This window comes from Emcibacter nanhaiensis (assembly GCF_006385175.1).
Classification (GTDB): domain Bacteria; phylum Pseudomonadota; class Alphaproteobacteria; order Sphingomonadales; family Emcibacteraceae; genus Emcibacter; species Emcibacter nanhaiensis.
Genome location: NZ_VFIY01000010.1, coordinates 50,585 through 62,603 on the forward strand (window position 1 = coordinate 50,585; position 12,019 = coordinate 62,603).

The following is a 12,019-nucleotide window of genomic DNA, read 5'->3' on the forward strand; positions in this document are numbered from 1 at the left end:
AACCGATTTTACGGTTTCAAGAAACCAACAATTTCGTGAATTTCCTGAAGGATCGGTTCGGCGATGGCCGCTGCCTTGTCAGCACCCTCGCGTAACACGCTGTCCACATAGGTTTTTTCCTCGGTCAGACGCTTCATTTCTTCGGTGATGGGCCCCAGGACATCAACGCTGAGGTCGGCCAGATCCCTTTTGAAGTCGGCAAACCCCTTGCCCGCATACTGGCTGCAGACCTCAGCGGAAGACTTGCCCGCCAGCGCACCGAAAATGGTGATCAGATTCTTGGCCTCCGGACGTCCTTCGAGCCCGTCCGGGGTTTCCGGCAATGGTTCAGCGTCGGTGCGGGCCTTCCTGATTTTCTTGGCGATGGTATCCCGGTCGTCGGTCAGGTTGATGCGCGACATGTCAGAGGGGTCAGACTTGCTCATCTTGTTGGTGCCGTCGCGAAGCGACATCACCCTGGTCGCCTCCCCCAGAATCAGCGGCTCCACATCCGGGAAAAACTCCACCCCATAGTCGCTGTTGAACTTCTGGGCGATATCCCGGGTCAGCTCCAGATGCTGTTTCTGGTCCTCGCCGACCGGCACATGGGTGGCCTTGTACAACAGGATATCCGCCGCCATCAGGTTGGGATAGACATAGAGGCCGACACTGGCCCGTTCCTTGTTCTTGCCGGCTTTTTCCTTGAACTGGGTCATCCGGTTCAACCAGCCGAGCCGCGCCACGCAATTGAAGATCCAGGCCAGTTCCGCGTGCTGGCGCACCTGGCTCTGGTTAAAGATGATGGACTGCTTCGGGTCCACGCCGGACGCGATCATGCCGGCGGCCACCTCACGCGTCGCGTTGCGCAGCACTTCCGGCTCCTGCCACACGGTAATGGCATGCAGATCCACGACGCAGAAAATGCTTTCATAATCCTGCTGCAGGCCCACCCAGTTGCGAATGGCGCCCAGATAGTTGCCAAGAGTCAGGTTCCCGGACGGCTGTACGCCGGAAAATACGCGCTCTTGAGTGGAGGAAGACTTGGCATGAGTTGAAGAAGATTTGGTCTCGGTCATCTTTGTTGTCCTGTTTCGGGTCACTTTGGACATGCCCCTGAGTTAGCGATGCGTGTTGTCAGGGTTTTATGGACAGATATTGTTACAGGGTCAAGAAGACTTTCCCTCGCCCGCTCACGAGATCAGCTTTTTCGGCGTCGCAGGACCGCCAGGTCCTCCCTGCGCACCGCGCCGGTCAGGAACGCCAGCAGGATATAGGTCGCGATCCCGGTAACTACCAGAGCAGAAATTCCGGCGATTTTTTCCGCCAACGCCCCGGCGATCAGCGGTGATGTCAGCGTGGAGACATACCAGACCACAGCTCCCATCAACAGGCTGCAGATCACATAGCGCACCAGCCGGTTCAAGGCCCGGCTGTCAAAATGAAAATGGCCGCGCAGCATCAGCCCACGGCAGAGCAGCGCCACATTGACCCAGGCGGAAATGGCCGTCGCCAGGGCCAGGCCCACATGTTTGAACGGGATCATCAGGGCGATATTGAGCACCACATTGACCACCAGCGCGATCATAGCAAATTTCACCGGGGTCCTGGTGTCCTTGCGCGCGAAATATCCCGGGCTGAAGACCTTGGCCAGCACATAAGCCGGCAATCCGGCCGCATAGGCGGCCAGCGCCATGGCCGTCTGCACGGTATCTTCCGGGGTAAAGCGGTTGCGTTCCAGCAGCACATGAATCAGCTCATACGGCACCACGATAAAGGCCACCGCCGCCGGAACCGTAAAGAACAGGCCCATTTCAATGGCGCGATTCTGGCTGTGGATCACCTGCTGGCCGTTGCCTGCGGCGATCTCCCGCGACAACATCGGCAACAGCACCGTGCCGAGCGCCACCCCGATCACACCGATCGGCAGCTGGTTGAGCCGGTCGGCATAAAACAGGAAGGACATGGAGCCGTCCGGCAGGTGCGAGGCCAGGATCATGTCCAGCATCAGGTTCATCTGGATCACCCCGGCGCCCAAAGCCGCCGGCGCCATAATCTTGAGCAGTTCCCTGACCTTTGGGGTCATATGCGGCCATTTGAGCCGGATGCGGTAACCGGCCCTGCGGCAGGCCACCCACAGCCAGAAAAGCTGGGTCAGTCCCGCCAGCGATACGGCGACCGCCAGCGCATGGGCCGGGGTATCCAGCATATTGGCAAAAAACACCAGCGCGGCAATCAGGAAGATGTTCAGGATGATCGGCATCGCCGCCGTTTCCGCGAAACGACCGAGCGAATTCAATATGCCCCCCAGCAGGGACACCAGCGAGATAAACAGGATAAACGGAAAGGTAATCCGGGTCAGCAACACCGCAAGGTCGAACTTGACCCGGTCATCGACAAACCCGCCGGCCAGTACATAAATGACCGCCGGGGCGAACAGTTCCATCAACCCCACCAGCAACAGCAGGACAATCAGCAGGCCGGCAAAGGCCTCCTCGGCAAAGACAATGGCTTCTTCCCGGCCGTCCTGTTCCAGGGTAGCGGAAAACATGGGCACAAAGGCCGCGCTGAAGGCCCCCTCGGCAAACAGGCGGCGAAAAAAATTGGGTAGTTTGAAGGCGACCACGAAGCAGTCCGCCACCATGCCGGCGCCGAGGATGGAGGCCAGCAGGATATCGCGGGCAAATCCGAGAATACGGCTTAAAAAAGTAAAACTGCCGAAAATGGCGGTGGCTTTAAGAATGGACATGTGAGCGAAACATTTCCCTGCCACCCCGGCGCACGGGCCTTAGGAGGCTTCCAGAACTTTCTTATCGGTTTTTTTCCGCTCCACTCTGCCCGAGCTTTTGTCCTCTGACAAGACTTCCAGCAATTTTTTCTCGATCTGGTTCAGTTTCGTCTTGTGGGTAATTTTATGGCCGAACAGATCCTTGAGGAAGAACACCGCAATGGCCCGCTCGCCGTAGGTGGCGATATGGGCGCTGCCGATGGTCACCTTCAGGTCCATCAGTGTGCGCGACAGGTCATACAGGAAGCCGACACGGTCCAGCCCGTTCACTTCAATAACGGTGAAGGTGTTGCTGGCGTTATTATCGATCAACACCACCGGTTCCACCGTAAAGACAGCCGTACGTTTGCTGACCTTGGCACTGCGGCGCTTCTCCAGGACTTCCCGCGGCAGGATTTTGCCCAGCAGGGTATCGCGGATGTTCTGCTTCAGTTTTTCCTGCTTGGTTTTGTCGTCAAAGGCGCTCTCGTCACTTTCCTGGATCCAGAAGGTATCCAGCGCCATGCCGTCCTTGGTGGTGAAAATCTTGGCATCCTGAATGGAGGCGCCGCTCACCGCAATAGCCCCGGTGATCCGGGCAAAAAGGCCCGGATGGTCCGGCGTATAGATGGTCAGTTCGGTGATTTCCCGGAACTCGTCAGACCGGGTGGTAATGGTCAGGGTTTCGCCTTTCTCGTCTGCTTCGCGCACGGTTTCGGCAAGGCGCAGCAGATGAGCGTCGTCCAGCGCCAGCCAGAAACTATCATAGAATTTATCGGTAAATTTTTCGAATTCCGAATCTGACCATTTGGACAGACCTTTCCTGAGATCGGCGATGGTCTCCCTGATGCGGTGCTGGTGGCTGCCTTCGATCTGGCCACCGAGAAGATATTCTTCCGAATTATAATAGAGATCCCTGAGCAGTTGCCCCTTCCAGCCATTCCAGATTTTCGGCCCGACCGCCCGGATATCCACCACCGTCAGCACCAGCAGCAACCGAAGCCGTTCCGGGCTTTGCACCTGATTGGCGAAATCGGCGATGGTCTTGGGATCATTGAGGTCGCGTTTGAAGGCGACCATGGTCATCAGCAGGTGCCAGCGCACCAGCCAGGCCACCGTTTCCGTCTCTGCCGCAGAAAGGCCGAAGCGGGGACAAAGCTTGCGCGCCACCTCTTCGCCCAGCACCGAATGGTCGCCTTTGCGGCCCTTGGCAATATCATGCAGCAGAACCGCCACATAGAGCACACGCCGGGAAATGACCTTGTGAATAATTTCATTGGCCAGGGGATGGTCCTCGGCCAGGGTCCCCTGCTCCACTTCCGAGAGCAGTTCAATGGCGCGGATGGTATGTTCGTCCACCGTATAGACATGGTACATGTCATACTGCATCTGGGCGACCACCCGGCCGAAATCGGGAATGAACCGACCAAAGACACCGGCTTCGTTCATCATCCGCAGGATAGAGCCGGGCCCCTTGCGATAGGTCAGAATTTCCAGGAACAGATGGTTGGCTACCGGATCGTTGCGCACCTCCCTGTCGATCTTCTTCAGATTCTGACGGATCAGGCGCAGGGCGCGGGGGTGAATATCCAGGTTATACTTCTGCGCCACATAGAAAATGCGGATCATTTCCACCGGATTGTCGGCAATGGTTTTGGCGCTGGTAATCGAAATCCGGCTGCCGTCCACCGGAAAGCCGTCGATCTTCTTTTTCTTGAGCCCGAAGCTCGGCATTTTCAGGCGCGGCTTGCGCTTGTGTTTGGCTTCCAGGTAGGAGCAGAAAATCCGCGTCAAATCGCCCACATTCTTGGCGGTGAGAAAATAATGCTTCATAAACCGTTCGACCCCGGAGGAGCCGGGCCGGTCGGCATAACCAAGCTTTTCCGCCAGGGTTTTCTGCACGTCAAAGGTGATCCGCTCCTCGGGCCGGCCGACCAGATAATGCAGATGGCAGCGCACGGTATAGAAGAAACGGGCCGCTTTCTGGAACTGGCGGTATTCCTCTTTGGTGAAAACGCCTTTCTTCACCACTTCCGACACCGAATGGACGCCATAGATGAATTTGGAAATCCAGTAAAGCGTCTGCAGATCGCGCAGACCGCCCTTGCCGTCCTTCAGGTTGGGTTCCACCACATAGCGGCTGTCCCCCATTTTATGATGACGTTCGTCGCGCTCAGCCAGTTTCCCCTCGATAAATTCCGGCTCGTGCCCGGCGATGACTTCCTTGTCATAGCGGGTGAGAAACTCGTCAAACAGCTCCTTCTGGCCCCAGATATAGCGGGATTCCAGCAGCGAGGTCTGAATGGTGAGGTCACTCTTGGACAGGCGGATACATTCGTTTACGGTGCGGGTGGCATGGCCCACTTTCAGGCCCATGTCCCACATCAGGTAGAGCATATATTCCACCACCTGCTCGCCCCAGGGTGTCTGCTTGTAAGGCAGTAGGAACAACAGGTCGATATCGGAATAGGGCGCCATTTCCCCGCGGCCATAGCCGCCGATGGCCACCAGGCACAACTGTTCGGACTTGGTCGGATTAGGCTGAAAGAAAATAAACCCGGTGGCGACATCGTAGATGAACTTGATAATCTCGTCGGTCAGGTAGCTTTGCGCCCGCACCAGGACCATACCGCTCTCGCCGGCATCGCAACGCCGGTGGATTTCGTCAAATCCCTGCTGGTAGGTTTTCTTGAGCAGCTCCAGCAGCGGCTTGCGGACGGAGTCGGCAGAATGATCGTCCTTGAACTGGTCGAACGCCTGACGCAGTTTATCCGGATCGATAATCTTCTTATGGTTTCTTACTTTTCTCATGCACGCCCTGACTTACTTTTCCGACAATTCCTTGAGCCTGTAGAGAAGCTCCAGTGCTTCCCTGGGGGCCAGGTCATCGGGATTTATCGTGTCCAGCATATCCTCTACTTCCGAGGATGTCGCCCTGTCTGTTTCCATGGTCGATTGAAAAGCAGAAAAAAGCGGTAATTCATCCGCCACCAGATCCATGTTCCGGCCCTTGCTGACGCCCTGGCCGCCCTGTTCCAGACTGTCCAGCACCTGCCGGGCCCGCTTGATCACCACGGTTGGCAGTCCGGCCAGTTTGGCGACCTGGATACCGTAGGAGCGGTCCGCCGCCCCGGGGCCCACTTCATGGAGGAAGACCACCTCGCCTTCCCACTCCCTGACCTTCATATAATGTAGGGATAAATTGTCCAGTTTCGAGGCCAGGGCGGTCATTTCATGATAATGGGTGGCGAACAGGCCGCGGCAGCGGTTCACCTCATGCAGATGCTCCACCGCGGCCCAGGCGATGGACAGGCCGTCGTAGGTGGCGGTGCCCCGGCCGATCTCGTCCAGGATCACCAGCGAACGCGCGCCGGACTGGTTGAGGATCGCCGCGGTTTCCACCATTTCCACCATGAAGGTGGACCTGCCCCGGGCCAGGTCATCGCTGGCGCCGACCCGGCTGAACAGGCGGTCGACCACGCCGATATGGGCGCTACGGGCCGGCACGAACCCGCCCATCTGGGCCATGATGGCGATCAGCGCATTCTGGCGCAGGAAGGTACTCTTACCGGCCATGTTGGGGCCGGTGATCAGCCACAGCTTGTTTTCGCCGGTGAGGTCACAGTCGTTAGCGACGAAATGGCCCTGCTGTTCCTTCTGCAGGGCGGTCTCGACCACCGGATGACGCCCGGCCTCGATATTGAACGTGAGGCTGTCATCCACTTTCGGCCGGACATAGTTGCGCCCGGCAGCGAGCTCCGCGAGAGATGAGGCCACATCCAGCCGCGCCAGCGAACGGGCCGCCAGGGTGATGGCTTCCCAGTCGGCCAGCACCGTGCCGACCAGTTGTTCGAACAGTTCATGCTCCAGCTCCAGCGAACGGGCCCCGGCCTGGCCGATCTTGCTGGCGAGCCGGGCCAGTTCCGAACTGTTGAAGCGGACCACATTGGCCAGGGTCTGGCGATGAATGAATTCCTCGGACAGCGGCGGCGCCATCATCTTGTCCGCATGGGTCGCCGTGACCTCGATATAATAGCCGAGCACATTATTATGCCGCACCTTGAGGGCGCTGATGCCGGTCTTGTCCCGATAGTCGTTTTCCAGCGCCGCAATCATCTGCCGGCTCTGGTCGCGCAACTGGCGGAACTCGTCCAGTTCGGCGTGGAAGCCGGTGGCGATAAAATTGCCGTCGCGGATGATGGTCGGCAGCTCTTCGGCCAGCGCCCGCGCCAACAGGTCTACCAGTTCCTGGTGAGTGCCCATATGGGCCATGATCTCGTCCAGCTCGAGGGGTGCCAAAATCTGTTCCCGGGCCTGCCGCTCACAAACCCGGCGCAGCATATCCTTCAGGTCATCGGCCTGGGCCAGCCCGTCGCGAATGGCAGCCAGGTCGCGCGGGCCGCCGCGGCCCACCGACAGGCGGGACAGGGCGCGCTCCATGTCCGGGCATTTTTTCAGCACCTCCCGGCACTGGCGGCGGAAGGCTTCCTCCTCGAGGAAAAAGCTAACCTTGTCGAGCCGGCGGTTGATCAGCTCCGGATCCATCAGCGGCGCGCTGAGCCGGGTCGCCAGCAGCCGCGCCCCGGCGCCGGTTACCGTGCGGTCGAGGACGCTGAGCAAGCTGCCTTTTTTGTCGCCGCCGAGGGTGATGCTCAGTTCCAGGTTGCGCCGGGTCGCCCCGTCGATCATCATGGTGGCGTCTTCGCCCACCGGCACCGGGCGGGATAGTTTCGGCGCTTTGCCCTTCTGGGTTTCGCTGACATAGTCCAGCAACGCGCCGCAGGCCGCCATTTCCGCCCGACCGAAGCTGCCGAGCCCATCCAGCACGCTGACGCCGAAATAGTTTTTCAGGCGCTTTTCCGCCAGACGGCTGTCAAAGCCGTCGGTTTCCTGGGGGCTGAGCCGCTCGGCCCATTCCTCCAGCACATGATGGATTTTCTCGTCGGTCAGCAGGGCCGAGGGCAGGATCACTTCGCCGGGCCTGAGCCGGGCCAGTTCCGCATCCAGGTTGGCGGGATCGATGGCGCTGACGTGGAAATCGCCGGTGGAAATATCGAGCCAGGCCAGGGCGTAGCTGCCCTGGATCACGCACAGGGCGGCCAGATAATTATGCTGGCGGGCGTCGAGCAGGTTTTCCTCGGTAATGGTACCGGGCGTCACCAGCCGGATCACATCCCGTTTCACTACCGCCTTGGCGCCGCGTTTCTTGGCCTCGGCCGGGTCTTCCATCTGCTCGCAGACCGCCACCTTAAAGCCCTTACGGATCAGGCGCGCAAGATAGCTCTCCGCCGCATGAACCGGCACCCCGCACATGGGGATGTCCTCGTCCTCATGCTTGCCGCGCTTGGTCAGGGTGATGTCCAGCGCTTCCGAGGCCTGGACCGCATCGTCGAAAAACAGCTCGTAAAAATCCCCCATCCGGTAGAACAGCAGATAGTCGGGATGAGCCGCCTTGATTTCCAGGAACTGCTCCATCATCGGCGTGACTTTGGCGGGCTTTGAGTTTTTTTTGCCGGTCTTTTTCCCGGACGCCCCCTTGTCTTTTGTTGAATCCGCTTCTGCAGCCGTCATTTTATCCATAGTGCTGGTCATTCGAGAAAAATGTGAAAAATAATTTTCAAATAGATTTTTGGGTTGTTTTTGTTAAAATATTTCAATATAGCTGTCATAAAGGTAATTTAAATACCGTTTCATTCTATTCATAAAACGGGTCCATGTTATCCATCGGGCCTGTTTTACATATTGGATCAGGGATGAGACTCTATCGCCTTCATTCCGGGAAAGCAATTCCCGCAGGGATACGGGAAACAAAAAAAATCGATCCGGAAAAGCGATAAGACTGACAAAGACTGCTAGAGAAACAAGACTGAAAAACGGGTTAAATCATGACGGACAAAAAATCCCAGTTTGGGGACAAGGAAGCCCTGCATTACCATTCCGCAGGACGTCCCGGCAAAATCGAAATCATTGCCAGCAAATCCATGGCCACCCAGCGCGACTTGTCGCTGGCCTACTCCCCCGGGGTGGCGGCGCCGGTGCGCGCCATTGCCGACAATCCTTCCACCGCCTGGGACTATACCGCCAAGGGCAACCTGGTGGCGGTGATCTCCGACGGCTCGGCCATTCTCGGCCTCGGCAACCTGGGACCGCTGGCCTCCAAGCCGGTGATGGAAGGCAAAGCCGTCCTGTTCAAGCGGTTCGCCGATGTGGACTCCATGGATCTGGAAGTGGACTGCAGGGATGTGGAGGAGTTCATCAATTGCGTGCGCTGTCTCGGTCCCAGCTTCGGCGGCATCAATCTGGAAGACATCAAGGCGCCGGAATGCTTCATCATCGAGCAGCGCCTGCGCGAGGAAATGGACATACCGGTGTTCCATGACGACCAGCACGGCACCGCCATCATCTGCGCCGCCGGCATCATCAATGCGCTGGACCTGACCGGGCGCGACATCAGGGAAGCCAAGGTGGTGGTCAATGGCGCCGGCGCCGCCGCCATCGCCTGTACCGAACTGATCAAGGCCATGGGCGTGCCCCATGACAATGTCATCATGTGCGACAGCAAGGGCGTGATCTACCAGGACCGCAAGGAAGGCATGAACCAGTGGAAGTCGGCCCATGCGGTGATGACCGATACCCGGACCCTGGAGGAGGCCCTGAAAGGCGCCGATATTTTCCTCGGCCTGTCGGTCAAGGGGGCGGTAACGCCGGAAATGGTGGCGAATATGGCTGACAAGCCGATCATTTTCGCCATGGCCAACCCGGACCCGGAAATCACGCCGGAGGAAGTGGAGACCGTGCGTTCCGACGCGATTGTCGCCACCGGCCGGTCCGACTACCCGAACCAGGTCAACAATGTGCTCGGCTTCCCCTATATTTTCCGCGGCGCCCTGGATGTGCGCGCCACCCGCATCAATGACGAGATGAAAATCGCCGCCGCCCGGGCGATCGCCGAGCTGGCGCGCGAGGACGTGCCTGACGAAGTGGCTTCCGCCTACAAGGGCGAGCATCCCAAATACGGTCCCAAATATATCATCCCGGCCCCGTTCGACCCGCGCCTGATCAGCTCGATCAGCCCGGCCGTGGCCCAAGCCGCCATGGATAGTGGCGTGGCCAGCCGGCCGATCATCGACATGGGCGACTATAAAAAGGAACTGGCCGCCCGCCTCAGCCCGACCACCGGCACCCTGCAGATGATCTATGATAAACTGGACCAGGATCCAAAGCGGGTGGTCTTTACCGAAGGCGACGAGGAAACGGTATTGCGCGCCGCGCTCGGCTTTGAACAAAACGGCTTCGGCAAGACCGTGCTGATCGGCCATGAGAACAAAATCCGCGACCTGCTGGAACATATGGGCCACGACCGCAATGACGAGGTGGAAATTCATCACGCCCGCGCCAGCGACAAGACCCACCGCTATGCGGAATTCCTGTTCCAGAAGCTGCAGCGCCAGGGCTACCTGTTCCGCGACTGCATGCGCCTGGTGCAGACCGACCGTAATGTATTCGGCGCCTGCATGCTGGCGCTGGGCGATGCCGACGCCATGATCACCGGTCATGTGCGCCATTATGCCGCGGCGCTGGACAGTATCGTGAAAGTGATCGACCCGATCCCGGGCCGCAAAGCCATGGGCATCAGCATCATGGTCAAGGGCGACCGCACCATTTTTGTCGCCGATACCGCCATCAATGAACTGCCCACCGCCGAAGACATGGCCGACACCGCCGAACATGCGGCGGAAATCGTTCGCCACTTCGGCGTCGAGCCCCGGGTGGCGCTGATGTCCTATACCAATTTCGGCAACCCGGAAGGCGGCATCCTGGCCCAGCATTCCCGTGAGGGGGTGGAAATCCTCGACGGCCGCAATGTGGATTTCGAATATGAGGGCGAAATGCACCCGGGTGTAGCGCTCAACCCGGAGATCATGGAGAAATATCCCTTCTGCCGCCTGAGCGGCCCGGCCAATGTGCTGATCATGCCGGGCATGCATTCGGCCAATATTTCCACCAAGCTGTTCCGGGAAATGGGCGGCGGCACGGTGATCGGCCCGATGCTGGTCGGCCTCAGCCACTCGGTGCAGATCGTGCCCATGGGCGCCTATGCGTCCGAGATCATCAACATGGCGGCGCTGGCGGCCCATAATGTGAATATGGTGCGGGAGAAAACCGGCAGCTGACCTCAAATAAAAAGGCCCGCAACAAGTGCGGGCCTTTGATTATTCTCTCTGCCTTACAGCCTAATTATCGAACAGCCCCAGGTAGCGGCGCTGGATGCTGTCGACCGGCAGCAGGATAAACACGTCGGTGGTGTTGAACTGCTCGTCGATCACCGCACCGTCGCCGATAAAGCAGCCGAGCCGCAGGTAACCCTTGACCAGCGGCGCCAGAGCGCGGCGAGCCATGCGGTCATCATATTCCTCGGGCGTCATGAAATCCATTTTCTGGTAGCGCGCATCCACCGCCGGCACATTGTAATCGTCCGGGGTCTTGTGGCTGTTGTACAGGTAGCTCAGCTGCAGCTTCATCTCTTCCGGGTTGATGCCGGGCAGGCTGGCGCAGCCGAACAGATAGGCAATCTTGTGCTTGTCGATATAGCGGGCGATGGCGCGCCACATCAGCTGCATCACATTATTGGTGCGATAGTCCGCATGCACGCAGCTGCGGCCCAGCTCCAGCAGCTGGCGGTCGCCGATCATTTCCTCGCGGAATTTGTCGGAGAACAGGTTGGAGAGGTCATATTCCTGGGAGGAATAGAAGTCTTCCACATTGTCCACCTTTTCCTCGCGCAGCAGGCGGTAGGTGGCGATCACAGAGTCCGCGCCTTTCTTGCTGGTGTCAAACGCCAGCAGGTGATCGCAGACATTATCGAAGTCGTCAAAATCCCGGGACACGGTGCGCATGGCGTCCGTGGGCTGGGCTTTCATCTCGTCGTAAAAGACTTTGTAGCGCAGGGCCTGGGCAGCGGCGACCTCGTCGTCAGAGCGGGCGAGGCGTACTTCATAGACGCCGGATTTCACAAGAATCGGAGAGTCATCACTCTCGTCCCATCTGAGCTTTTCGGCGTTGGCTTTCATATTATCCAGTTTCATAACCCTGATACATAACCCCCGGAGGGGTCAATTTCGTGACAGCAATGTAAAAGTTTTTTTGCAAAAACCCAAGTTTTTAACATTATCTGTTCCATTTTCCGCCTAACTCTCTACATATAAAAGGGAAATTAAGCGTAACCAATCGGTCAAATCCGATCTATGGCACAACAGTATATGGTCAATATGTCCA

6 protein-coding genes are annotated in these 12,019 nt (G+C 58.4%); 1 reads left to right on the forward strand and 5 read right to left on the reverse strand.

Annotation, left to right across the window (positions count from 1 at the left end):
- Positions 1 to 8 precede the first annotated feature (8 nt).
- The 4 genes from trpS to mutS form a co-directional block, all read right to left on the reverse strand.
- A complete protein-coding gene (trpS, locus tag FIV46_RS09795) occupies positions 9 to 1,055 on the reverse strand; it encodes a tryptophan--tRNA ligase (protein ID WP_219846059.1) in 1,047 nt (348 codons plus the stop codon).
- 122 nt (positions 1,056 to 1,177) lie between these two features.
- Positions 1,178 to 2,725 carry a murein biosynthesis integral membrane protein MurJ gene (gene murJ, locus FIV46_RS09800; RefSeq protein WP_139940748.1) on the reverse strand — a complete coding sequence of 516 codons (1,548 nt, stop codon included), beginning with the start codon at positions 2,723 to 2,725 and terminating at the stop codon, positions 1,178 to 1,180.
- Positions 2,726 to 2,764: 39 nt separating this feature from the next.
- The gene (locus FIV46_RS09805) at positions 2,765 to 5,554 is read right to left on the reverse strand and encodes a [protein-PII] uridylyltransferase (RefSeq protein ID WP_139940749.1); all 2,790 of its coding nucleotides are present in this window, start codon (positions 5,552 to 5,554) and stop codon (positions 2,765 to 2,767) included.
- Between the two features lie 12 nt (positions 5,555 to 5,566).
- Positions 5,567 to 8,323 carry a DNA mismatch repair protein MutS gene (gene mutS, locus FIV46_RS09810; protein ID WP_219846060.1) on the reverse strand — a complete coding sequence of 919 codons (2,757 nt, stop codon included), beginning with the start codon at positions 8,321 to 8,323 and terminating at the stop codon, positions 5,567 to 5,569.
- Positions 8,324 to 8,628: 305 nt separating this feature from the next.
- Here mutS and FIV46_RS09815 point away from each other — a divergent pair, with 305 nt between their 5' ends.
- Positions 8,629 to 10,917, forward strand: coding sequence for an NADP-dependent malic enzyme (locus tag FIV46_RS09815; RefSeq protein WP_139940750.1), 2,289 nt, complete (start codon positions 8,629 to 8,631; stop codon positions 10,915 to 10,917).
- Positions 10,918 to 10,977: 60 nt separating this feature from the next.
- Here FIV46_RS09815 and FIV46_RS09820 read toward each other — a convergent pair whose 3' ends face one another.
- Entirely contained in the window at positions 10,978 to 11,829 is an 852-nt protein-coding gene (locus FIV46_RS09820; RefSeq protein WP_139940751.1) for a GNAT family N-acetyltransferase, read from the reverse strand.
- Between the last annotated feature and the right edge of the window lie 190 nt (positions 11,830 to 12,019).

Bases quoted from the DNA above. Each gene is read 5' to 3' on its own strand.
- FIV46_RS09820 (WP_139940751.1), bottom strand. From the start codon at position 11,829: ATGAAACTGGATAATATGAAAGCCAACGCCGAAAAGCTCAGATGGGAC.
- mutS (WP_219846060.1), bottom strand. From the start codon at position 8,323: ATGGATAAAATGACGGCTGCAGAAGCGGATTCAACAAAAGACAAGGGG.
- FIV46_RS09805 (WP_139940749.1), bottom strand. From the start codon at position 5,554: ATGAGAAAAGTAAGAAACCATAAGAAGATTATCGATCCGGATAAACTG.
- FIV46_RS09815 (WP_139940750.1), top strand. From the start codon at position 8,629: ATGACGGACAAAAAATCCCAGTTTGGGGACAAGGAAGCCCTGCATTAC.
- murJ (WP_139940748.1), bottom strand. From the start codon at position 2,725: ATGTCCATTCTTAAAGCCACCGCCATTTTCGGCAGTTTTACTTTTTTA.
- trpS (WP_219846059.1), bottom strand. From the start codon at position 1,055: ATGACCGAGACCAAATCTTCTTCAACTCATGCCAAGTCTTCCTCCACT.